Below are 21,869 nucleotides of genomic sequence, written 5' to 3' on the forward strand. Positions count from 1 at the left end.
CGCTACTTGCCGCACAAATGGCAGCCGTCACTCCACCGTCACCGATTTCGCCAGGTTACGCGGCTTGTCCACATCGGTCCCGCGCGCCAGCGCGGTGTGATACGCCAGCAACTGCAGCGCGGCCACGTGCAGGATCGGCGACAGCAGGCCGTAGTGCTCCGGCAGGCGGATCACGTGCAGGCCGTCGCCCGAGGTGATGCGCGAATCGACGTCGGCGAACACGTACAGCTGGCCGCCGCGGGCGCGCACTTCCTGCATGTTCGACTTCAGCTTTTCCAGGAGCGCATCGTTCGGGGCGATCGTGACCACCGGCATCTCTTCGGTCACCAGGGCCAGCGGGCCGTGCTTCAGTTCGCCGGCCGGATAGGCTTCGGCGTGGATGTACGAGATTTCCTTGAGTTTCAAGGCGCCTTCCAGCGCGATCGGATAGTGGATGCCGCGGCCCAGGAACAGGGCGTTTTCCTTGCGCGCGAATTCCTCGGCCCAGGCGATGATTTGCGGCTCCAGCGCCAGCACCGAGCTCAATGCGACCGGCAGGTGGCGCATCATTTTGAGGTGCTCGGTTTCCTCGGCATCGGTCAGGCGGCCGTTGACCTGCGCCAGCGTCAGCGTCAGCAGGAACAGCGCCGCCAGCTGGGTGGTGAAGGCCTTGGTCGAGGCCACGCCGACTTCGACGCCGGCGCGGGTGATGTAGGCCAGCTGGCATTCGCGCACCATGGCGCTGGTCGAGACGTTGCAGATGGTCAGCGTGTGCTGCATGCCGAGGCTGCGCGCGTGCTTCAGCGCGGCCAGGGTATCGGCGGTTTCGCCGCTCTGCGAGATGGTGACCACCAGGGTATCGGGATGCGGCACGCTGTCGCGGTAGCGGTATTCGCTGGCGATCTCGACATTGACCGGGACCTTGGCCACCGATTCGATCCAGTACTTGGCGGTCAGGCCGGCGTAGTAGCTGGTGCCGCAGGCCAGGATCAGCACGCGGTCGATCTTCTTGAAAACGGCATACGCGCCGTCGCCGAACAGTTCCGGCATCACGCCGGTGACGCCTTCCAGGGTGTCGCCGATCACGCGCGGCTGCTCGAAGATTTCCTTCTGCATATAGTGACGGTACGGGCCCAGCTCGGCGGCGCCGGTGTGGGCGTGCACGGTTTTGACGTCGCGCTCGACCGGACGGCCTTCGGCATCGACGATCCAGTAGCGCGCCAGCTGCAGGTCGACCACGTCGCCTTCTTCCAGATAGATGATCTGGTCGGTGGTGCCGGCCAGCGCCATCGCGTCCGACGCCACGAAGTTCTCATCCTTGCCGACGCCGACGATCAGCGGCGAGCCCTGGCGCGCGGCGATCACGCGGTGCGGTTCTTCGCGGCAGAACACGGCGATCGCGTAGGCGCCGTGCAGGCGCTTGACGGCCTGCTGCACGGTGTCGAACAGGTCGCCGTTGTACATGTGGTCGACCAGGTGGGCGATGACTTCGGTGTCGGTCTGGCTGGTGAAGGTGTAGCCGAGGCCGGTCAGCTCTGCGCGAAGTTCGTCGTGGTTTTCAATGATGCCGTTGTGGACAAGTGCGATGCGGGCATTGTCTTCGCTTGGCGAGAAGTGCGGATGGGCATTGTGTGAGGCTGGGGCGCCGTGGGTGGCCCAGCGGGTGTGGGCAATGCCGGTGAAGCCGTCCAGATGCGCTTCGCGCACCTGCGATTCGAGTTCGGCTACACGCGAGGTCGAGCGCGAGCGGGTCAGGCGGCCGTCCAGGTGCACGGCAACGCCGCAGGAGTCATAGCCCCGGTATTCCAGGCGCTTCAGGCCTTCGATCAGGACGGGGGTAATGTTGCGCTTGGCAACTGCACCGACGATACCGCACATGGCGAACCTCACTTAAAAATTATCAACAAATCCTATCGTAGAGCAAGTAGCATGAAATATGCTTTCAGTGCGCCATCAATTTTGTTAGATAATTTCATGATGACGAGTAAGTGAAATTAAATTTCGCGATAGGCGATATTTTTACCTAATATTTCATCATGATGACAGAACAACCAGCTTTGGACGATCTTGATCGTCGCATCCTCAACGCCCTGCAGGCTGATGCATCGCAGACGAACGCCGAACTGGCCGAACTCGTCCATGTGTCGCCGCCCACCTGCCTGCGTAGGGTCAAGCAATTGACCGAGAACGGGGTAATTGCACGCCAGGTGGCGATCGTGGATCCGGACAAGGTCGGTGCGCGCCTGAGCGCCATCGTCGAGATCACGCTCGACGTCCAGGCGGCCGAACGCATGCTTGAATTCGAGGCGCTGGCGGCGCAGGAAAGCGCTGTGCTGCAGTGCTACCGGGTATCGCCGGGCCCGGACTTCGTGCTGGTGGTGCAGGTGGCCGACATGCCGGCCTACCACGCGCTGGCGCATCGGCTGTTCACGGCGCACGCCAACGTGCGCAACGTGAAGGCGTATTTCTCGACCCACCGCAGCAAATTCGAGACCCGGATCGCCGTCTGAGCCAGCGTTCCGGACCAGGCAAGGGCTGTGGATAATATTGTGGATGACCACATGAATGAGCCCAGGATAACCATGGGATTACCCTGTGTTTATCTTGTGATCTTCCTGTGATTACCCTGTTGCTTGGCTGTTGATAGGTGGTGGATTACTTCTTTACTTTCACCGGACGCTTCCATCCTTCGATGGTCAATTGCTTGGGACGCGAGATGGTCAGCTTGCCGGCCGGCGCATCCTTGGTCAGCGTGGTGCCGGCGCCCAGCGTCGCGCCCTTGCCGATGGTGACCGGCGCCACCAGCTGGCTGTCGCTGCCGACGAACACGTCGTCCTCGATCACGGTGCGGAACTTGTTGGCGCCGTCGTAGTTGCAGGTGATGACGCCGGCGCCGATGTTGACGCGCGAGCCGACCGTGGCGTCGCCGACGTAGGCCAGGTGGTTGGCCTTGCTGTGCGCGGCTACCGTGCTGTTCTTGATTTCCACAAAGTTACCCACATGCACGTCCTCGCCCAGCTCGGTGCCCGGGCGCAGACGCGCGTAGGGGCCGATCTGGGATGCGGCGCCGACGGTCGCGCCTTCAATGTGGCAGAACGGCTTGATGTTGGCGCCAGCGCCGACCGTGGCGTCGACCAGCACGCAGTTCGGTCCGACGCGCGCGCCTTCGCCCAGCTCGACGCGGCCTTCGAACAAGCAGCCGACGTCGATCACCACGTCGCGGCCACAGATCAGCTCGCCGCGCACGTCGATGCGCGCCGGATCCATCAGCGTCACGCCTTTTTCCAGCAGCGCGTGGGCGATGTTCAATTGATGACGGCGCTCGAGCTCGGCCAGCTGCACCTTGCTGTTGACGCCCGCCACTTCCCATTCGCCCGAGGGCTGGCTTGAGACGACGGGCACGCCATCGGCCACCGCCTGCGCCACGATGTCGGTCAGGTAATACTCGCCCTGGGCGTTATTGTTGGACAGTGCCGCCAGCCACTTTTTGAGATGGCGGGTCGGGATCACCATGATGCCGCTGTTGATCTCGCGGATCGCACGTTCCTGCTCGCTGGCATCCTTTTCTTCGACGATGCGCACGATGGCGCCGCTGTCCGCGTCGCGCACGATGCGGCCCAGGCCGAAGGGATTGGCTTGCTCGACGGTGAGAATGCCCAGCTTGTCGTTGCCGGCCGCCTCCACCAGGCGGCGCAGCGAATCCGCCGTGGTCAGCGGCACGTCGCCGTACAGAACCAGCGTCGCCTCGGCGTCATCCAGTTGCGGCACCGCCTGCATCACGGCGTGGCCGGTGCCCAGCTGGGGCTGCTGTAGTGCCGTCTCGATCGTGCTGCCGGTCTCGTGCGCCAGCGCCGAGACCATCTCAGGCACCGCTGCGCCTCCATGTCCGTAAATCACGCATAATTTTTTCGGACCAAGACTGCGCGCGGTATCGATGACGTGACGCAATAGCGGCTTACCAGCCAGTGGATGCAGTACTTTCGGCAGGGCGGATTGCATGCGCTTTCCCATGCCGGCGGCGAGGATCACAACGTTCATAAGCCGTTCTCAAAAAAGTTGAATATATGAAAAATTTTAGCATGCAAGATACTCTGATCCGGCGCACCCTTGCGCTGCTGGCCATCGCCGTGATGGCGCTGGCAGCCGGGTGCAGCACCATCAAATTTTCGTACAACCAGGGCGACACGCTACTTTACTGGTGGCTCGATTCGTATGTCGACTTCGAAGGTCAACAAGCCGACGTCACCAAGCGCGACATCAACACATTGTTCCAGTGGCATCGCCAGACCCAGTTACAGGACTATGCGGCCCTGCTCGGCACCTGGCAGCGCCAGCTGGCCGGCAATCCGACCCAGGCCGACCTGGTCAATGCCTATCGCGAGGTGCGGGTGCGCACTGAACGCCTGGCGGCGCGCGCCGTGCCCGAGATGACCACGCTGGCGCTGTCGATCACGCCGGAGCAGATCGGCAACATCGAGCGCAAGTTCAACAGCAAGAACGAGGAATACCGCCGCAAGTTCATCAGCGGCAGCAACGACAAGCGCAACCGTGCCCGCTTCAAGAAGTCGATGGAACAGTTCGAGCTGTGGTTCGGCAATTTCAGCAGCGAGCAGGAAGCCACGCTGCGGCGTGCTTCGGATGCGCGCCCGCTGGACAACAATCTGTGGCTGGATGAGCGCGTCTACCGCCAGCGCCGCATCGTGGCGATGCTGCGCGACGTCCAGCAAAAGAAGATGAACCGCGAGCAGGCGACGGCGCGGGTCCAGGCGCTGCAGAAAGAATTGTTCACGCGCATGGAGTCGCCCGAGCGCAAGGCTTTCTATGACGCCAGCCTCGACCAGAACACCAGGTTCATCCTGACCGGGATCCGCATCGCCACCCCGCAGCAGAAGGCCCACGCCCAGCAGCGCATGCAGGGCTGGATCAATGACTTTCACGCCCTGGCAGCCGGAAAATAAACCAGTCTGTCCGCCCGCATCCGAGGCGGAAGATGGCTGAAAAGGGCGGCCGGCACCCCATGCTATAGTGCCGCCCATGCAGAAAAAGTCCCACAAACCCCAGCCCCATGGCGCCCCGCGCATGGCGCAACACCAGGTGCGCATCATCGGCGGCGCCTGGAAACGTACCCCACTGCCGGTCCTCGACGCCCTCGGCCTGCGCCCGACGCCGGACCGCGTGCGCGAAACCGTATTCAACTGGATCAACCACCAGCTCCCCAGCGACTGGGACCAGGCTACTTTCCTCGACCTGTTCGCCGGCTCCGGCGCGCTCGGCTTCGAGGCGGCCAGCCGCGGCGCCGCATCGGTGACGATGATCGACAACCATGGCCCAGCGGTACGCCAACTGGAAGCCAACCGCGACAAGCTGAAAGCCGACAACATCACGGTCCTGCGCGCCGACGCCCTGGCGCTGGCGCGCGACATGGCGGCGCGCGGCCAGCACTTCGACGTGATCTTACTCGATCCGCCGTATCAGCAGGAACTGCTGGCACAGGCGCTGCCGCTGTGCCCGGCGCTGTTGAAAGAGGGTGGCCTGGTGTATGCCGAAGCCGAGGCGGCGCTGCCCGTGGAAGGCGAGGAGATGCCGGAATGGCTGGCCGGCTGGGACATCGTGCGGTCGGACAAAGCCGGGATGGTCTACTTCCATTTATTGAAGTTGCAAGCCGGCGTCGATTGACCCTCGCCCGGGCGCGAGATTATGCACAGAAGTTGGGCAAACCCCGCCCTGGCCTGGGGCGGATGCCGGTTTTTCAGGCATAATGCGCGTCATTCAGGGTGTTTTCTCAGGGAGCCGCAATGGTTGTAGCCGTTTATCCAGGTACGTTCGATCCGCTCACGCGCGGCCACGAGGACTTGGTCCGCCGTGCATCCGGCCTGTTCGACCGCCTGGTGGTCGGCGTCGCCGACAGCAGGAACAAGCGTCCGTTCTTCACGCTCGACGAGCGCCTTGAAATCGCCAACGAAGTGCTTGGCCATTACCCTAACGTGCAGGTGGAAAGCTTCTCCGGCCTGCTGAAGGATTTCGTGCGCAAGCATGACGCGCGCGTGATCGTCCGCGGCCTGCGCGCCGTGTCCGACTTCGAATACGAGTTCCAGATGGCGGGCATGAACCGCTACCTGCTGCCCGATGTCGAAACCATGTTCCTGACCCCGTCCGACCAGTACCAGTTCATTTCGGGCACCATCGTGCGCGAGATCGCGCTGCTGGGCGGCGACGTGTCCAAATTCGTGTTCCCTTCGGTCGACCGCTGGCTGCAAAAGAAGATTGCGTCCATGCCGCCGAAGACCTGACTTCTTCCCAAGCAAATGGCCCTACTGATTACCGACGACTGCATCAACTGTGACGTCTGCGAGCCCGAGTGCCCCAACGAAGCGATTTCGATGGGCGAAGAGTTTTACCAGATTAATCCCGACAAGTGCACCGAATGCGTCGGTCACTTCGACGAACCGCAGTGCGCCTTGCTGTGCCCGGTCGCCTGCATCCCGCTCGATCCCGCCCGCCGTGAAACGCGCGAACAACTCCTCGTCAAGTACGAACGGCTGACGGCGGCCAAGGCCGCAGCCTGATCTCCTCCCGACATTCCCTTCCGACCGGCGCCTGAGAGCGCCGGTTTTCATTTCCGCTCCAGTTTTACTTCCGTATGCCGTTTTTTTCGGCAGGTACACCCACGTCCGTGTGTCGAATCGTGCTTTCCTGTTTTCCCATTCCGGTTACCGTTACTTGCAGCGTTTGCCATCCTTGCTTCCGTGTGTTCTCGATGTTACCGAGAGTTTAATCTATTTTTTTCTAGAATGTGAAGTTCGTGTAACCGCATTCATTCATATCTCATCTTCCCGATATTACTCATCAATATGCTGCCAAGTCACGACGCATTATCGAATATCTTTGCTTTTGATTAGTTCATGCATCATGAATGTAATAGTTTCCAACTTCTTACTTTATTTACTCATCCATACATCATCTTCTATTTTCTGCGGGAAGCCGTCCAAGCTTCTTTTTGACTTATTGTGAACTATGTTAAATACCAAGGTCGAGAAAAGCCGGGTGACGGCAAGTCACCGGGGCGTCATGCGCCCGGGTAGTTATTCAGGAGGGAAAGGGCTGAAAAGGGAGAGATCGGCGTGCGGACCGCAGGCGAAAAAAAACGCGGCCTCCGTTTCCGGAAGGCCGCGTCTGGAGGAAGACGGGAAAATATCAGTAGCGGATGCCCATGGCGCGCACTTCGGCGGCGTCGACCGGGTCCAGGCTGGCGTTCTTGCGGTTCATGGCCAGCGCTTCATCCAGCGCGCGCTGTGCAGCCAGCTCGGCCTTGGAGCGGCGCGGGCGCACGGTCAGGAACAGCGCGCGGCCGATGCCGACCAGCAACGGGCGGAAGAACATCAGGGTGCCACCCAGCAGCGCCAGATAGACGGCGGCGCTGAACATCTGGCCGAAAGGGATGGTGGTGGCGCTCTGGAAAAGGGTGGCGGCAGACATGATGTTTTTACTCTGTTATTTTTTGCGACTATAGTGCAACGCAACATATAAATCTAATTCCGTTCGCTGATGGTGCTTATACTGTTTGTGAATGATTTGATGTACACTTGTATTCACACCAGTTCCCACCTTTAATTCCATGAGCTTTCTGACGCTTGACTTGAATCTGCTGCGTGTATTCGACGCGGTGATGACCGAGCAAAACCTGACGCGCGCCGCCGGCCACCTGGCGATGACCCAGCCGGCGGTATCGAATGCGATCAAGCGATTACGAGAAAGCCTGGGCGACGAACTCCTGATCCGCACCGCCTACGGCGTCAAGCCGACCCCGCGCGCCGAAGCCCTGTGGCCGGCCGTGCGCCAGGCGCTGGCGGCGCTGGAAGCGGCGGTGATGCCGGAAACCTTCGACGTCTCCAAGGCCCAGGCCACCTTCCGCATGGCGATGGCCGACGCTACCGCCGCGCTGTGGCTGCCCTCGCTGATGCGCTCGATCGAACGCGAAGCGCCGGGCGTGAACATCCGCATGGTGCCGCTGACCACGCGCGAACCGCGCCCGATGCTGCTGCGCGGCGATATCGACCTGGCGGTGGGCTTCTTCCCCGGCGTGGCGGCGCAATTGTCGTACGAGACCGGTTCGCCGATCCGCCACGAGCGCCTGTATTCGGGCGTGTACGTGTGCGTGATGCGCAAGGATCACCCGCTGGCCAAGGAAAAGCTCGACCTCGACACTTATTGCAAGGCGAATCACTTGCTGGTGAGTTTTTCGGGCCGCGCGCACGGGCTGGTGGACGAGGCGCTGGCGCAGATCGGACGCGAACGACGCATCCTGCTGACGGTGAACCAGTTCTTCACCGCGGGCAGGGTGGTGGCGAATTCGGATTTGATTACCGTGCTGCCGAAGCACTTGATGGTGTCGACCGGGATGACCGACGTGCTGGTGTGGCGCGAATTGCCGTTCCAATTGCCGGCGGTGCACCTGGATATGCTGTGGCACGAACGCGATGGGCGCAGTCCGGCGCATCGCTGGCTGCGCAAGAATCTGGAGACGATGGCGGAAAGCGCCACCAAGTCGGGCGTGCGCAAAGTGGTGTAAGCCCACAGCGCCAGCAAAAACAAAGGCCAGACATCGTCTGGCCTTTTTGTTGTCAGCTCACCGGATCGGCAACTTGGTCGTATTCTTGACCTCTTCCATCACCGCGTAGGTGTGCGTCTCGCGCACCCCTTTCTGCAGCAGCGTCTTGCCCAGGAATTCGCGGTACGCCGCCATGTCCTTCACGCGCGCCTTGACCAGGTAATCGAAGCCGCCCGCCACCATGTGGCATTCCAGCACTTCCGGAATCATCTGCACGCTCTGTTTGAATGCATCGAATACTTCCGGAGTGGTACGATCGAGCACCACCTCGATAAATACAAGCAGCGACACGTCCAGCAGCTGCGGATTGAGCTGGGCCGTGTAGCCCATGATATAGCCCGATTCGTGCAGCTTGCGCACGCGCTCGAGGCAGGCCGCCGGTGACAGGTTCACGCGCGCCGCCAGCTCCACGTTGCTGATGCGACCATCGTTCTGGAGCTCTGCCAGAATCTTCTTGCTGATCTTATCTAACATCAGAGTCTCCTTATAAATTTTATTTGGCCAGATTGTCGCATCAAAAACTATCTTTTGCTAGTCTGGTTTAAAAACAGAATAAATCCAGAAGAAATCCTTCTACAATCGAATCATTTCCACCGAGTCTTTACTAGCATTTACTTGCGCCGGCCGCCCACCAAGCAGTCGGCGCTTTTGCCGTAAGCGGTGCCCTTCGTTGTCCTTTTTTCTTTAGAGTCTCGCCATGCAGATCGCTGCTTCCCCGGCCTCCACCTTCGTCCCGTTCGACGCCCTCCACGCTGAAGTCAAACGCGAGCAAACACCCCTGCGCGCCGCCATTACCGCCGCCTACCGCCGCGATGAAACCGAGGCCGTGCAATGGCTGCTGGCCCAGGGCGCCACGCCCGGCGCGGATGCGCAGGCGCTGGCACGCCGTCTGGTCTCGGCAGTGCGCGAAAAGCGCACCCGCGCCTCGGGCGTGGACGCGCTGATGCACGAATTCTCGCTGTCGTCGGAAGAAGGCGTGGCGTTGATGTGTCTGGCCGAAGCGCTGCTGCGCATCCCGGACAGCGAGACCGCCGACCGCCTGATCGCCGACAAGATCAGCAAGGGCGACTGGCGCAAGCACCTGGGCGAATCGCCGTCGCTGTTCGTGAACGCCGCCACCTGGGGTCTCCTGGTGACGGGCAAGCTGGTCTCGCCGACGAGCGAACGCGGACTCGGTGCGGCGCTGACGCGCATGATCGCCAAGGGCGGCGAACCGCTGATCCGCAAGGGCGTCGACCTGGCGATGCGCATGCTGGGCAACCAGTTCGTCACCGGCCAGACCATCGACGAGGCGCTGAAGAACAGCCGCGACAACGAAACCCGCGGCTACCGCTACTCGTACGACATGCTGGGCGAAGCGGCGCTGACCGAGCAGGATGCGAAGAACTACTACGCCTCGTACGAGCAGGCCATCCACGCGATCGGCAAGGCTTCGAACGGCCGCGGCATCAAGGACGGCCCCGGCATCTCGATCAAGCTGTCGGCGCTGCACCCGCGCTACAGCCGCGCGCAATATGCGCGCGTGATGGGCGAGCTGCTGCCGCGCGTGCGCAGCCTGGTCCTGCTGGCCAAGAGCTACAACATCGGCATCAACATCGACGCCGAAGAAGCCGACCGCCTCGAGATCTCGCTCGACATGCTGGAAGCACTGGCGTTCGATCCGGAATTGGCCGGCTTCGAAGGCATCGGCCTGGTGGTGCAGGCGTACCAGAAGCGCTGCCCGTTCGTGATCGACTACCTGGTCGACCTGGCCAAGAGGAGCGGCCGCAAATTCATGGTGCGCCTGGTGAAGGGCGCCTATTGGGACGCCGAGATCAAGCGCGCCCAGGTCGAGGGCATGCCGGGCTATCCGGTCTACACGCGCAAGGTGTACACCGACGTGTCGTACCTGACCTGCGCGCGCAAGCTGCTCAGCGCCAGCGACATCCTGTACCCGCAGTTCGCCACCCACAACGCGCACAGCCTGTCGGTGATCTATACCTGGGCCCAGGCCCAGAACATCCACAACTACGAGTTCCAGTGCCTGCACGGCATGGGCGAGACCCTGTACGACCAGGTGGTCGGCGCCAAGAACCTGGACAAGGCCTGCCGCATCTATGCGCCGGTCGGTTCGCACGAAACCCTGCTGGCCTACCTGGTGCGCCGCCTGCTGGAAAACGGCGCCAACTCCTCGTTCGTGAACCAGATCGTGGATGAGAGCGTGGCGATCGACACCCTGATCACCGACCCGTTCGAGGTGGCGCGCGCCAGCGGCGGCAAGCCGCATCCGGCGATCGCCCTGCCGCTGGGCATGTTCGGCGACGAGCGCAAGAACTCGGCCGGCATGGACCTGGTCAACGAAGACATCCTGTGCGCGCTGGCCGACGGCCTGGCGCAGCAGCGCCAGCACCTGGCGGCGCCGCTCATCGCCGGCAACGTCGAAGCGGGCGCCCCGGCCAATGTGATCAACCCGGCGGTGTCAAGCGATATCGTGGGGCAGGTGAGCGAAGCGTCGCGTGCGGACGTGGAAACCGCGCTGGCCAGCGCCAGCGCCTTCGCCGCCGAATGGGCCGCCACCAGCGCCAGCGAGCGCGCCGCGATCCTGGAACGCACCGGCGACCTCTTTGAACAGAACGGCGTCGAGCTGATGGCCCTGGCCGTGCGCGAAGCCGGCAAATCGCTGCCGAACGCGATCGCCGAACTGCGCGAAGCAGTCGACTTCCTGCGCTACTACGCGGTGCAGGTACGTGCATCGGGCAGTGCCGAAGCACTCGGTCCGGTCAGCTGCATCAGCCCCTGGAACTTCCCGCTGGCGATCTTCACCGGCCAGGTAGCGGCGGCGCTGGCCGCCGGCAACGTGGTGCTGGCCAAGCCGGCGGAACAAACCCCGCTGATCGCCTGCCGCGCGGTGGAACTGTTTATCGAAGCCGGCACCCCGCGCGCCGCGCTGCAGCTGCTGCCGGGCCGCGGCGAAGTGGTGGGCGCCGCGCTGACGGCCGACAGCCGCATCAAGGGCGTGATCTTCACCGGCTCCACCGAAGTGGCGCAGCTGATCAACCGCACCCTGGCCAAGCGCGCGGAACAAGAGGGCATCGACATTCCGCTGGTGGCCGAAACCGGCGGCCAGAACGCGCTGATCGTCGACTCGTCGGCACTGCCGGAGCAGGTGGTGCAGGACGTGCTCAGTTCCGCCTTCGACAGCGCCGGCCAGCGCTGCTCGGCGCTGCGCGTGCTGTTCCTGCAGGAAGACATCGCGGATAAAACCATCAAGATGCTCAAGGGCGCGATGCAGGAACTGCGCGTCGGCAGCCCGGACCGCCTGGCGACCGACATCGGCCCGGTGATCGATGCGGAAGCCCAGCGCAACCTGCTGGCCCACATCGAGCGCACCCGCGCCACCGCGCGCAGCCACTTCGCGCTCGAGCTGCCGTCGACGGTGACCGACTACGGCACCTTCGTGCCGCCGACCGTGCTCGAAATCGCCTCGCTGGCGGAACTCAAGCAAGAGGTGTTCGGCCCGGTGCTGCACATCGTGCGCTATCGTCGCGCCGACCTGCCGCAGGTGATCGATGCGATCAACGCCACCGGCTACGGCCTGACCCTGGGCGTGCACTCGCGCATCGACGAGACCATCGACTTCATCGTCAACCGCGCACACGTCGGCAACATCTACGTCAACCGCAACATCGTCGGCGCGGTGGTGGGCGTGCAGCCGTTCGGCGGCGAAGGAAAATCGGGCACCGGTCCGAAGGCCGGCGGCCCGCTCTACCTGAAGCGCCTGCAACGCGGCGCCGCGCCCCTGATGCAGCACGTGCGCCAGCCGGAAGCGGCGCTGGAAGCCTTGCTCGGCTGGCTGCGCACCCACGGCCAGCAGCCGGTGGCGGCGCTGGCCGAAGGCTATGCCCGTACCTCGCTGAACGGCGTGTCGATGGACCTGCCCGGCCCGACCGGCGAAAGCAACCGCCTGTCGTTCACGCCGCGCGGCACCGTGCTGTGCGCGCCGGGCACCCCGGCCGGCCTGCTGAACCAGGTGGCGGCGACGCTGGCCACCGGCAACCGCGCGCTGGTGCTGGCGCCGGCGCCGGAGATGATTCCGGCCGACCTGCCGGCAGCGGTAAAGGAGCGCGTGCGCTTCATCGGCAAATCGGAAGTCGATGCCGGCACGTTCGAGATCGCGCTGATCGAATCGGGCCTGGCCGGCTCGCTGCGCACCCAGCTGGCGGCGCGCAGCGGCGCCATCATCGGCATCGTCGACACCGAACCGACCGCGCCGGTGGACCTGTGGCGCCTGGTGGCCGAACGCGCCGTCTGCGTCAACACCACCGCCGCTGGCGGCAACGCAAGCCTGATGACGCTGGGCCTGTAAGAATCGTGGTGGTGGCCTGACGCGCCACCACCGCATTGCGTAGGGTGGACGGCTCCGCCGTCCACGCGTCCGACACCATCACCGCACCAACGAAAGCCAGCAGGAGAACCAGCAAGAGACAACCCAACGGAGGCAGACATGCTTGTAGGCGTTCCAAAGGAAATCAAGAACCACGAATACCGGGTCGGCCTCACGCCGGCATCGGTCCACGAACTGGTCGCACGCGGCCACCACGTCATTGTCCAGCACAACGCCGGCGCCGAGATCGGCCTGGACGACAGCCAGTACACGACAGCCGGCGCATCCATCGCCGACAGCGCCCAGGAAGTCTTCGCGCGAGCCGACATGATCGTCAAGGTCAAGGAACCGCAAGCCGCGGAATGCGCCATGCTGCGCCCTGGCCAGATTCTCTACACCTACCTGCACCTCGCCCCCGACCCCGAGCAAACGGCCGCCCTGGTGGCCTCTGGCGCCGTCTGCATCGCCTACGAGACCATCACCGGCCCTGGCGGCGGCTTGCCGCTCCTGGCGCCCATGAGCGAGGTCGCAGGCCGCATGTCGATCCAGGCCGGCGCCAGCCACCTGGAAAAGTCGAAAGGCGGCATGGGCCTGCTGCTGGGCGGCGTGCCGGGCGTGGCGGCCGGCCACGTGGTCATCATCGGCGCAGGCGTGGTCGGCACCAATGCGCTGCAGATGGCGGTCGGCAGCGGTGCGCGCGTCACGGTGCTGGACAAGAACGTCGACCGCCTGCGCCAGCTGGACCTGGTCTACGGCAACCGCATCGCCACCCTGTATTCGAATGCCCATGCGCTGGAGGAAGCGGTGCTGTCGGCGGACCTGGTGGTCGGCGGCGTGCTGGTGCCGGGCGCCGCGGCGCCGAAGCTGGTCACGCACGCCATGGTCGGCCGCATGAAGAAGGGGTCGGTGGTCGTCGACGTCGCGATCGACCAGGGCGGCTGCTTCGAGACCTCGCATCCCACCACCCATGCCGATCCGACCTTCGTGGTCGATGGCGTGATCCACTACTGCGTGGCCAATATGCCGGGTGCGGTGGCCCGCACCTCGACCTTCGCTCTCAACAACGCCACCATCGGCCACGCCGTGACGCTGGCGAACAAAGGCTGGCGCCGGGCGCTGGCGGACGATCTCCACCTGCGCCATGGGCTCAACGTCTGCGAGGGCAAGGTCACTTTCGAGGCGGTGGCGCAGGCGCTGGGTTACGACTATGTGTCGGCCGACTCGGTCCTGGGCTGAGGCGGCGATTGTTGCAGGTCCCGGCACAGGCGCCGGGTGATGTAAAACGCGTACTGCGCGGCCACCGACTTCACGAAGCGCATGAAGTCGTGGGCCGCGTTTTCATTGGCGTTGTCCGAGATCGCGCGGATCACGGCGAACGGCACGTCCAGCTCATGACACACCTGCGCCACCGCGGCGCCTTCCATTTCCACCGCCACCAGCCCGGGCAGGGCGCCGTTCAGCGCTTGCAGGCGCTGGCGGTCGTTGACGAACTGGTCGCCGCTGGCGATCAGTCCGCGGTGCACGCGCGGCTGCTCGAGCCCGAAGTCGTGCCGGTCCTCGTTTCTGATCGCCTCCGGGAAGTCCAGTTCCAGGAAATCGTGGGCAGCACCCAGCAGGCGCATCGACAGCTCCAGGTTTGGCTGGAAGTGCGAGCGGCCGATCAGCGGCACCTCGAAACGGGGGAACAGGGGGCTGGCGTCCATGTCGTGCTGCACCAGCGATTCGGCGATCACGATGTCGCCAACCCGGACGGTGTTGTCTCCCGCACCGGCCACGCCGGTAAACAGGATGTGGGTAACTCCGAACTTCTCCACAAGCGTGGTCGCGGTCATGGCAGCGGCAACCTTGCCAATTCGCGATAAAACGCACACAGCGTCGATTTCCCACAGCTGTCCGAGAAAGTACTCGCGCATGCCGTGGATGAGCCTGGAGGGCCTTTCCATGGCTTCCACGAGCCCTGCCTGTTCTTCGTGCAATGCACTGATGATTCCTAGACGCATGTTTTGGTGATGTTCTTTGATGTGCATGCCAATCCTTCTGTTGGCAGGGAGTGTGCATAAGGCGCAGCTTGTACACAACTGTTTTTGCAAATATGAGTTGTTCGGATGTCTGACAACTACCAAGGGTAAACATGGGATACGGGGTGACTATCGGTCCTGGGTCGGCTCGGCAGAGCGATGTCGCTCGCGCTTTTTTGCTGACCTGGCTTTGCTTGTTTACTTAAAAAGTATGTATACAAAGTTGGTAGTGATAGTAAACGCGCATTCTTCTGTGGATAAACGACGTTTACTCCACAGTATCAACGATTTACGCGCTGGTTTACCTGGCTGAAAAGCCTTGCGTCTGCGCGTGATGGATCTTGGATAAAAATCCGCCTTGCCGGCAAACAGCATGTTCTGCACATCTGCTCCTGTGGATATTCAGCGGCTTTTCCACATTGGTTTTGCATTCAGCGCGTCATCGGTCATCCGGATTGCGGTCCATGCTGTCCAGGAAGATGTGTTGGGAACCTGTTTGCTTTAGCGATTGCTGATCCGGCTTGCCGTTTTTCTGGCTGCCGCTTTTTTGTGTGCTTGGCTGGAAGCATGGATCAGGGCCTCGGCAGCGGCGAATTGTTTTGTTGTTGTAGCTAATAGCTTGTATACAAATTGATAGTGATAGTAAACGCGTATCCGATTGTGGATAAGCGGCGTTTTTTCCACAACATCAGTGGTTTACGGTCGCGTTAACCAGCTGGAAAACCTCTGTTTTTGCGTTGTAGGAAAGTTGGATAGAAATTGCGGTGCAGTGCAAACAGGGTTCTTCTGCACATTCAGTCCTGTGGATATTCATCGGGTTCTCCACAGACCGACGCGGGCATTCGTGCCGTGTGCTGGAGACCAGGATCGGGTTGCGGAACTGACGGCAGTGCCGGCTTGGAGAACAGGTTTCCGATAGCCACGGTGCGAAGTAGCAACGAACGGGAAATTTTTTTTCGTAGGCTTCTCATGTTTATAACCAGCATCTGTTTACTCTGTTGGTGGTAATAGTTAACACCCGCACGTTCTTGTGGAAAACCCGACTTAGCGCCACAGAATCAACTATTTACAGTCGGGATAAACCAGTGAATTTCTGCCGCTTGCCGACATTGGTAAATCTGGACAACATTTTTGCCTGTGCAAAAAGGCTGAGTTCTGCACAAACGATACCTGTGGATATCAAATAGCTTATCCACAGATGGGGTCTGGACAGGCGTTTACGATCTGGTAAGCTCTGCCCCATCGAATCACGGCTCAGCGGAAATTCCGTTCCGCCCATACGTGTTTTCATGGGTCTTGCTCGACGAAGTGCGGCGGCGGGGAGGGTCCGAAATACCTGCGTCACCGGAATATGTCCGGCGCCTGGCTGGTGCTGCGACTTAGCGAATGCGGGCAGAAATCCCGACATGGTATGGTTGGAATGATGAACTCGTTTAGCGGCAGGCGTTCCGCGTCCTGATCGGTAAGCGAAATCCAACGCTGCCGTGAAGGATCCGCAATGCTTGTCGAATCGCGTTTCGCCCGAGTCAATGGACTGAACATGCATTTCACCAGCAGTGGGGCAGGGCGGCCCGTGCTGCTGTTGCATGGTTTCCCCGACACCCACGCGATCTGGCGTCACCAGATTCCCGCCCTGGCGGCAGCCGGACTGCAGGTCATCGCGCCTGATTTGCGCGGTTACGGCCAGACCGACGTTCCATCCGCGACGGCGGCGTATTCAATCAATTTCCTGGCTGACGATGTCTTGCGTTTGATGGATGCGCTCGGGATCGAGAAAGCGTCGCTGGTTGGTCATGACTGGGGCGGACTGATCGGCTGGCATCTGGCCATGCATGCGCCGGACCGGTTCGAGCGCTATGTCGCCCTGTCCACCGGACACCCCGCGGCGATCGCCGGCGCCGGCATCGCCCAGTATCTGCGCTTCTGGTACGTGCTGGTTTTCCGGACCCCGGTCCTGGCGGAACAGCTGCTGCGCGCCAATGACTGGTTTCTGTTGCGGCAAATGATCGGGGACCGCGAACAGCAGGAAATCTGGCGCGTCCCGCTCGAGCCGCCAGGACGGCTCACCGCCGCACTCGATTACTACCGTGCAAATTTCAAGACGACCGCGCCGCGCCGCTGGAAGCCGGTCGGGATTCCGGTGATGGGCGTATGGAGCGACGGCGATCCTGCACTCGGCGAAAAGCAGATGGCCGATTCGGCCAGGCACTGCCGCGCGGGTTTTCGTTTCGAACAGTTGAATGGCGCCGACCATTGGATGCAGCTGTCGGCAACCGCGCGCCTGAATGCTTTGCTGGTCGATTTCCTTACCGACGGGAACGGGTAAGGGCGCCCGGATTTTCAGCGGCATCGGCTTGACGGTGCTGCGTCGGTACGGCCGGCTTGCCGTAAAATCTTGCTTCTGCTCTTCCTGAAAGTTTCACCATGATTGACGTTGTGTGGCTTGGCGGCGCCGCGTTCGCTGCCGGCCTGGTCGATGCCGTTGTCGGCGGTGGCGGCCTGATCCAGATCCCCGCCATGTTCTCGCTGCTGCCAAAAGAGGCGCCGGCCACCATTCTCGGCACCAATAAATTCGCTGCTATTTTTGGCACCGGTTCGGCGGCCGTGAATTACGCGCGCCGTGTCCGGGTCGCATGGAGTACCGCGGCGCCCGCAGCGATGGCGGCGTTTGCCTTGTCCTTCGTCGGCGCCTGGACCGTGACGCGGGTGCCGCCGGATTTCGTGCGCGCGCTGCTGCCATTCATCCTGGTCGCAGTGGCGGTGTACACCTTCATGAAAAAAGACCTGGGTTCGGTCCATGCGCCACTGCACAGCGGGATGGCCGAACGTTATTGGGCGATCGCGATCGGCGCCGCGATCGGTTTCTACGATGGCTTTTTCGGCCCCGGTACCGGCAGCTTCCTGATCTTCCTGTTCGTACGCTTTTTCGGCTTCGATTTCCTGAGCGCGTCGGCGGCGGCCAAGATCGTCAATGTCGCCTGCAACTTTTCTGCGCTGCTGTGGTTCGGTTACAGCGGACACTTGCTGTGGCAGCTCGGCCTGCTGATGGCCGGATGCCAGATCGTCGGCTCACTGGTCGGCACCAAGCTCGCGCTCAAGCACGGTAGCGGCTTTGTTCGAAAATTGTTCCTGTTCGTCGTGACTGCGCTGATCGTAAAGACGGCATACGATGCCTTCACAAAATTAGGCTGATCATTTAGCCTGTTCCACGTGAAACATTAATGCCGGGTTCGCCCGGCTTTTTTGTTGCTGTTCCACGTGAAACATGAACACGGCATACCGATGAGCACTGTTCCACGTGAAACAAAATCTGTCGTTTTCCGCCCCATGCCGAGTCCTGCAAGAAAAAAGAATCTATAATCCCCGCTTAGCCTCCTCGCACCATTCCCCATCATGCTATTTCCAACTGAATTCGACGTCATCGTCGTCGGCGGCGGCCATGCCGGTACTGAAGCCGCGCTCGCGTCCGCACGCACCGGTCAGAAGACCCTGCTGCTGACCCACAACATCGAAACCCTGGGCGCCATGTCCTGCAATCCGTCGATCGGCGGCATCGGCAAGGGCCACCTGGTCAAGGAAGTCGACGCCCTCGGCGGCGCCATGGCCATTGCTACGGACGAGTCCGGCATCCAGTTCCGCATCCTGAACTCGTCCAAGGGACCGGCCGTGCGCGCCACCCGCGCCCAGGCCGACCGCGTGCTGTACAAGGCGGCGATCCGCTCGCGCATCGAAAACCAGCCGAACCTGTGGCTGTTCCAGCAGGCGGTGGACGACCTGATGGTGGAGGGCGACCGCGTGGTCGGCGCCGTGACCCAGGTCGGCCTCAAGTTCCGCGCCCGCGCCGTGGTGCTCACCGCCGGTACTTTCCTCGACGGGAAGATTCACGTCGGCCTGCAGAACTACTCCGGCGGCCGCGCCGGCGATCCACCCGCGACCTCGCTGTCCGCGCGCCTGAAGGAACTCAAGCTGCCGCAGGGCCGCCTGAAGACCGGCACGCCGCCGCGCATCGACGGCCGCAGCATCGACTTCTCGGTACTCACCGAACAGCCGGGCGACCTCGATCCCGTTCCGGTGTTTTCATACATGGGCACCACCGCCATGCACCCGCGCCAGGTGCCGTGCTGGGTCACGCACACCAACGAGAAAACGCACGACATCATCCGTTCGGGCCTGGACCGCAGCCCGATGTATACCGGCGTGATCGAAGGTGTCGGCCCGCGCTACTGCCCGTCGATCGAAGACAAGATCCATCGCTTCGCCTCGAAAGAATCGCACCAGATCTTCCTCGAGCCGGAAGGCTTGACTACCAACGAGTTCTACCCGAACGGGATCTCGACCAGCCTGCCGTTCGACGTCCAGTTGGACCTGGTGCGCTCGATGCGCGGCCTCGAGAACGCCTTCATCCTGCGGCCCGGCTACGCCATCGAATATGACTACTTCGACCCGCGCGGCCTGAAGGCGTCGCTCGAGACCAAGGCGATCAAGGGGCTGTTCTTCGCCGGCCAGATCAACGGCACCACCGGCTACGAAGAAGCCGCAGCCCAGGGCCTGCTCGCCGGCCTGAACGCCGCGCTGCAAACCAAAGGCGAAGAAGCCTGGACTCCGGGGCGCTCGGAAGCCTACCTGGGCGTGCTGGTCGACGACCTGACCACGCAGGGTGTGGCCGAACCGTACCGCATGTTCACCAGCCGCGCCGAGTACCGCCTGTCGCTGCGCGAAGACAATGCCGACATGCGCCTGACCGAGACCGGGCGCAAGTTGGGATTGATCGGCGACGCCCAGTGGGCCGCGTTCGAGACCAAGCGCGAATCGGTGGCGCGCGAGCTCGAACGCCTGCGCTCGACCTGGGTCAACCCGCGCATCCTGGCCGCCACTGAATCCGAGCGCGTGGTGGGGCAGGCGATCGAACGCGAATACAACCTGGCCGACCTGCTGCGCCGCCCGGGCGTGACTTACGACACCCTGGTCAGCATGCAGGGCATGGAAGGCCAGCCGCTGGGCGGGCCCGGCGTCGACGATCCGGCAGTGAAGGAGCAGGTCGAGATCCAGCTGAAGTATTCGGGCTACATCGACCGCCAGGCGCGCGAAGTCGAACGCCACGACCACTACGAAAACCTGAAGCTGCCCGAAAACCTCAACTATCTGGAGATCGTCGCACTGTCGATCGAAGTGCGCCAGAAACTGGACAAGCAGCGTCCGGAAACCCTGGGCCAGGCTTCGCGCATCTCGGGCGTCACTCCGGCGGCGATCTCGCTGTTGCTGGTGCACCTGAAAAAGCGTGGCGCCAAGGGATTTACCAGCGCACCGGTGGAGGCAGCTGAATGAAGTACGCCTTCAACCGCGAACAACTGGCACAGGTGCTGAGAGACGGCATCGACGAGATGAAACTCGGCATCGACGCCCAGCAGCAGGACAAGCTGATGGCCTACCTGCAGCTGATGCATAAGTGGAACAGCGTGTACAACCTGACCTCGTTGCGCGACCCGATGCAGATGGTGACCCACCACCTGCTTGATTCGCTGGCGGCGGTGCCGGCCTTTGCTACGGCGCAGAACGTGCTGGACGTGGGCGCCGGCGGCGGCCTGCCGGGGATCGTGCTGGCGATCTGCCGCCCGGACATGAAAGTGTCGATGATCGACACCGTGCACAAGAAAACCGCCTTCCTCACCCAGGTGAAGGCGGAACTGGGCCTGGCCAACGTGACCGTGTACACGATGAAGGTGCAGGACCTGACGGTGCGCGACAAATTCGACGTCATCACCTCGCGTGCTTTCGCCGACCTGTCGGATTTCGTCAACTGGTCCGGACACCTGCTGGCCGAGGGCGGCAAGTTCATCGCCCTGAAAGGCACGGCGCCGAGCGAAGAGCGCGAGCGGGTGCCGCAGGAATGGCGGGTGAGCAGCCTGGAGCCGCTGCAGGTGCCAAGGCTGGGAGCCGAACGCCACCTGGTTCACATCGAGCGCAACGTCAGCGAACGCAATCCCGATGCGAACGGTTAAACAGTATTAATGGTATTAACCGTATAAACAGTTTATATCGTTTATATAGTATGAATCGTTCATATGGTTCGTACGGTATGAACGGTATAACACCTTAGTCCACGGATAAGAATAGATGGCGAAGATTTTTTGCGTTGCGAACCAGAAGGGTGGAGTCGGCAAGACCACCACCACCGTCAACCTGTCGGCGGGCCTGTCGAAACTGAACCAGCGCGTGCTGCTGGTCGACCTCGACCCGCAGGGCAATGCCACCATGGGCGCCGGCATCAACAAGGCGTCGCTGGAAAGCTCGATCTACCAGGTGCTGCTGGGCGAGGCGAGCGTGCCTGAGGCGCGGGTGCGCTCGGAAGCAGGGCGCTTCGACGTGCTGCCCGCGAATCGCGAGCTGGCCGGCGCCGAGGTCGAGATGGTGTCGCTCGAGAACCGCGAGCGGCGCCTGAAGGAGGCGCTGGCCGCGGTCGACGCCGAGTACGACTTCATTCTGGTCGACTGCCCGCCGGCGCTGTCGCTCTTGACCCTGAACGGCCTGTGCGCGGCGCACGGCGTGATCATCCCGATGCAGTGCGAGTACTACGCGCTGGAAGGATTGTCCGACCTGGTCAACACCATCAAGAAGGTGCACGCCAACCTGAACACCGACCTCAAGATCATCGGCCTGCTGCGCGTGATGTTCGATCCGCGCATGACGCTGTCGCAGCAGGTGTCGGGCCAGCTCGAGCAGCACTTCGGCGACAAGGTGTTCCGCACCATCATCCCGCGCAACGTGCGCCTGGCCGAAGCGCCGTCCTACGGCATCCCCGGCGTGACCTTCGATCCGTCGTCGAAAGGGGCGCAGGCGTACATCGCCTTCGGCGCCGAGATGGTCGAACGCATCAAGACAATGTAATCGCCAGGAGAACAAA

Annotated in this window: 19 protein-coding genes; 13 read left to right on the forward strand and 6 right to left on the reverse strand. The window is 62.4% G+C overall.

Annotation, left to right across the window (positions count from 1 at the left end):
- Positions 1-27: 27 nt before the first annotated feature.
- Entirely contained in the window at positions 28-1,857 is a 1,830-nt protein-coding gene (gene glmS, locus QPK27_RS08805; protein WP_290417844.1) for a glutamine--fructose-6-phosphate transaminase (isomerizing), read from the reverse strand.
- Positions 1,858-2,018: 161 nt separating this feature from the next.
- Here glmS and QPK27_RS08810 point away from each other — a divergent pair, with 161 nt between their 5' ends.
- On the forward strand, positions 2,019-2,489 hold the full coding sequence (locus QPK27_RS08810; protein ID WP_290417922.1) for an Lrp/AsnC family transcriptional regulator: 471 nt from the start codon (positions 2,019-2,021) through the stop codon (positions 2,487-2,489).
- 145 nt (positions 2,490-2,634) lie between these two features.
- Here QPK27_RS08810 and glmU read toward each other — a convergent pair whose 3' ends face one another.
- The gene (gene glmU, locus QPK27_RS08815; protein WP_290417845.1) at positions 2,635-4,017 is read right to left on the reverse strand and encodes a bifunctional UDP-N-acetylglucosamine diphosphorylase/glucosamine-1-phosphate N-acetyltransferase GlmU; all 1,383 of its coding nucleotides are present in this window, start codon (positions 4,015-4,017) and stop codon (positions 2,635-2,637) included.
- Positions 4,018-4,058: 41 nt separating this feature from the next.
- On the opposite strand from glmU, the gene QPK27_RS08820 reads away from it, so the two are divergent.
- The 4 genes from QPK27_RS08820 to QPK27_RS08835 all read left to right on the forward strand — a co-directional run bounded on the left by QPK27_RS08820 (position 4,059) and on the right by QPK27_RS08835 (position 6,545).
- Entirely contained in the window at positions 4,059-4,937 is an 879-nt protein-coding gene (locus tag QPK27_RS08820) for a DUF6279 family lipoprotein (RefSeq protein WP_290417846.1), read from the forward strand.
- Between the two features lie 121 nt (positions 4,938-5,058).
- On the forward strand, positions 5,059-5,655 hold the full coding sequence (gene rsmD, locus QPK27_RS08825) for a 16S rRNA (guanine(966)-N(2))-methyltransferase RsmD (protein ID WP_290417847.1): 597 nt from the start codon (positions 5,059-5,061) through the stop codon (positions 5,653-5,655).
- Between the two features lie 119 nt (positions 5,656-5,774).
- Positions 5,775-6,269 (forward strand): pantetheine-phosphate adenylyltransferase, encoded by a 495-nt coding sequence (coaD, locus tag QPK27_RS08830; RefSeq protein ID WP_290417848.1) that lies wholly within the window; start codon positions 5,775-5,777, stop codon positions 6,267-6,269.
- Positions 6,270-6,284: 15 nt separating this feature from the next.
- Complete coding sequence (locus QPK27_RS08835) at positions 6,285-6,545, forward strand: YfhL family 4Fe-4S dicluster ferredoxin (RefSeq protein WP_290417849.1); 261 nt, start codon at positions 6,285-6,287, stop codon at positions 6,543-6,545.
- 628 nt (positions 6,546-7,173) lie between these two features.
- Here the strand turns inward: QPK27_RS08835 and QPK27_RS08840 are convergent.
- A complete protein-coding gene (locus tag QPK27_RS08840; RefSeq protein ID WP_290417850.1) occupies positions 7,174-7,455 on the reverse strand; it encodes a hypothetical protein in 282 nt (93 codons plus the stop codon).
- Positions 7,456-7,594: 139 nt separating this feature from the next.
- Between QPK27_RS08840 and QPK27_RS08845 the strand changes: the two genes are divergently transcribed.
- On the forward strand, positions 7,595-8,548 hold the full coding sequence (locus QPK27_RS08845; RefSeq protein WP_290417851.1) for a LysR family transcriptional regulator: 954 nt from the start codon (positions 7,595-7,597) through the stop codon (positions 8,546-8,548).
- A gap of 57 nt (positions 8,549-8,605) precedes the next feature.
- Here the strand turns inward: QPK27_RS08845 and QPK27_RS08850 are convergent, their stop codons facing one another.
- On the reverse strand, positions 8,606-9,061 hold the full coding sequence (locus QPK27_RS08850; RefSeq protein ID WP_005664065.1) for an Lrp/AsnC ligand binding domain-containing protein: 456 nt from the start codon (positions 9,059-9,061) through the stop codon (positions 8,606-8,608).
- A gap of 223 nt (positions 9,062-9,284) precedes the next feature.
- On the opposite strand from QPK27_RS08850, the gene putA reads away from it, so the two are divergent.
- Together putA and ald are read left to right on the forward strand one after the other, a co-directional pair.
- Entirely contained in the window at positions 9,285-12,932 is a 3,648-nt protein-coding gene (gene putA, locus QPK27_RS08855) for a trifunctional transcriptional regulator/proline dehydrogenase/L-glutamate gamma-semialdehyde dehydrogenase (RefSeq protein WP_290417852.1), read from the forward strand.
- A 138-nt stretch (positions 12,933-13,070) separates the two neighbouring features.
- Complete coding sequence (ald, locus tag QPK27_RS08860) at positions 13,071-14,186, forward strand: alanine dehydrogenase (RefSeq protein ID WP_290417853.1); 1,116 nt, start codon at positions 13,071-13,073, stop codon at positions 14,184-14,186.
- Here the strand turns inward: ald and QPK27_RS08865 are convergent.
- Positions 14,156-14,950, reverse strand: coding sequence for a 5'-methylthioadenosine/adenosylhomocysteine nucleosidase (locus QPK27_RS08865; protein ID WP_290417923.1), 795 nt, complete (start codon positions 14,948-14,950; stop codon positions 14,156-14,158). The genes ald and QPK27_RS08865 overlap by 31 nt on opposite strands.
- A 1,084-nt stretch (positions 14,951-16,034) precedes the next feature.
- Positions 16,035-16,259 carry a hypothetical protein gene (locus tag QPK27_RS08870; RefSeq protein ID WP_290417854.1) on the reverse strand — a complete coding sequence of 75 codons (225 nt, stop codon included), beginning with the start codon at positions 16,257-16,259 and terminating at the stop codon, positions 16,035-16,037.
- A 207-nt stretch (positions 16,260-16,466) separates the two neighbouring features.
- Here QPK27_RS08870 and QPK27_RS08875 point away from each other — a divergent pair, with 207 nt between their 5' ends.
- The 5 genes from QPK27_RS08875 to QPK27_RS08895 all read left to right on the forward strand — a co-directional run bounded on the left by QPK27_RS08875 (position 16,467) and on the right by QPK27_RS08895 (position 21,853).
- Entirely contained in the window at positions 16,467-17,294 is an 828-nt protein-coding gene (locus QPK27_RS08875) for an alpha/beta fold hydrolase (protein ID WP_290417855.1), read from the forward strand.
- Positions 17,295-17,392: 98 nt separating this feature from the next.
- Complete coding sequence (locus QPK27_RS08880; protein ID WP_290417856.1) at positions 17,393-18,160, forward strand: TSUP family transporter; 768 nt, start codon at positions 17,393-17,395, stop codon at positions 18,158-18,160.
- Positions 18,161-18,361: 201 nt separating this feature from the next.
- Complete coding sequence (gene mnmG / locus QPK27_RS08885; RefSeq protein ID WP_290417857.1) at positions 18,362-20,293, forward strand: tRNA uridine-5-carboxymethylaminomethyl(34) synthesis enzyme MnmG; 1,932 nt, start codon at positions 18,362-18,364, stop codon at positions 20,291-20,293.
- Positions 20,290-20,967: a 16S rRNA (guanine(527)-N(7))-methyltransferase RsmG gene (gene rsmG / locus QPK27_RS08890; RefSeq protein ID WP_290417858.1), complete on the forward strand. Its 678-nt coding sequence runs from the start codon at positions 20,290-20,292 to the stop codon at positions 20,965-20,967. The genes mnmG and rsmG overlap by 4 nt, the downstream gene beginning before the upstream one ends.
- A 115-nt stretch (positions 20,968-21,082) precedes the next feature.
- Positions 21,083-21,853, forward strand: coding sequence for a ParA family protein (locus tag QPK27_RS08895; protein WP_290417859.1), 771 nt, complete (start codon positions 21,083-21,085; stop codon positions 21,851-21,853).
- Positions 21,854-21,869: the final 16 nt, after the last annotated feature.

Origin of the sequence: Massilia sp. YIM B02443, assembly GCF_030411955.1 — a bacterium.
Taxonomy (GTDB): domain Bacteria; phylum Pseudomonadota; class Gammaproteobacteria; order Burkholderiales; family Burkholderiaceae_D; genus Telluria.

What these genes read in the sequence shown, in the direction of transcription:
- glmS (WP_290417844.1), bottom strand. Translation starts at nt 1,857, where the DNA reads ATGTGCGGTATCGTCGGTGCAGTTGCCAAGCGCAACATTACCCCCGTC.
- QPK27_RS08810 (WP_290417922.1), top strand. Translation starts at nt 2,019, where the DNA reads ATGACAGAACAACCAGCTTTGGACGATCTTGATCGTCGCATCCTCAAC.
- glmU (WP_290417845.1), bottom strand. Translation starts at nt 4,017, where the DNA reads ATGAACGTTGTGATCCTCGCCGCCGGCATGGGAAAGCGCATGCAATCC.
- QPK27_RS08820 (WP_290417846.1), top strand. Translation starts at nt 4,059, where the DNA reads ATGCAAGATACTCTGATCCGGCGCACCCTTGCGCTGCTGGCCATCGCC.
- rsmD (WP_290417847.1), top strand. Translation starts at nt 5,059, where the DNA reads ATGGCGCAACACCAGGTGCGCATCATCGGCGGCGCCTGGAAACGTACC.
- coaD (WP_290417848.1), top strand. Translation starts at nt 5,775, where the DNA reads ATGGTTGTAGCCGTTTATCCAGGTACGTTCGATCCGCTCACGCGCGGC.
- QPK27_RS08835 (WP_290417849.1), top strand. Translation starts at nt 6,285, where the DNA reads ATGGCCCTACTGATTACCGACGACTGCATCAACTGTGACGTCTGCGAG.
- QPK27_RS08840 (WP_290417850.1), bottom strand. Translation starts at nt 7,455, where the DNA reads ATGTCTGCCGCCACCCTTTTCCAGAGCGCCACCACCATCCCTTTCGGC.
- QPK27_RS08845 (WP_290417851.1), top strand. Translation starts at nt 7,595, where the DNA reads ATGAGCTTTCTGACGCTTGACTTGAATCTGCTGCGTGTATTCGACGCG.
- QPK27_RS08850 (WP_005664065.1), bottom strand. Translation starts at nt 9,061, where the DNA reads ATGTTAGATAAGATCAGCAAGAAGATTCTGGCAGAGCTCCAGAACGAT.
- putA (WP_290417852.1), top strand. Translation starts at nt 9,285, where the DNA reads ATGCAGATCGCTGCTTCCCCGGCCTCCACCTTCGTCCCGTTCGACGCC.
- ald (WP_290417853.1), top strand. Translation starts at nt 13,071, where the DNA reads ATGCTTGTAGGCGTTCCAAAGGAAATCAAGAACCACGAATACCGGGTC.
- QPK27_RS08865 (WP_290417923.1), bottom strand. Translation starts at nt 14,950, where the DNA reads ATGCGTCTAGGAATCATCAGTGCATTGCACGAAGAACAGGCAGGGCTC.
- QPK27_RS08870 (WP_290417854.1), bottom strand. Translation starts at nt 16,259, where the DNA reads ATGAAAACACGTATGGGCGGAACGGAATTTCCGCTGAGCCGTGATTCG.
- QPK27_RS08875 (WP_290417855.1), top strand. Translation starts at nt 16,467, where the DNA reads ATGCTTGTCGAATCGCGTTTCGCCCGAGTCAATGGACTGAACATGCAT.
- QPK27_RS08880 (WP_290417856.1), top strand. Translation starts at nt 17,393, where the DNA reads ATGATTGACGTTGTGTGGCTTGGCGGCGCCGCGTTCGCTGCCGGCCTG.
- mnmG (WP_290417857.1), top strand. Translation starts at nt 18,362, where the DNA reads ATGCTATTTCCAACTGAATTCGACGTCATCGTCGTCGGCGGCGGCCAT.
- rsmG (WP_290417858.1), top strand. Translation starts at nt 20,290, where the DNA reads ATGAAGTACGCCTTCAACCGCGAACAACTGGCACAGGTGCTGAGAGAC.
- QPK27_RS08895 (WP_290417859.1), top strand. Translation starts at nt 21,083, where the DNA reads ATGGCGAAGATTTTTTGCGTTGCGAACCAGAAGGGTGGAGTCGGCAAG.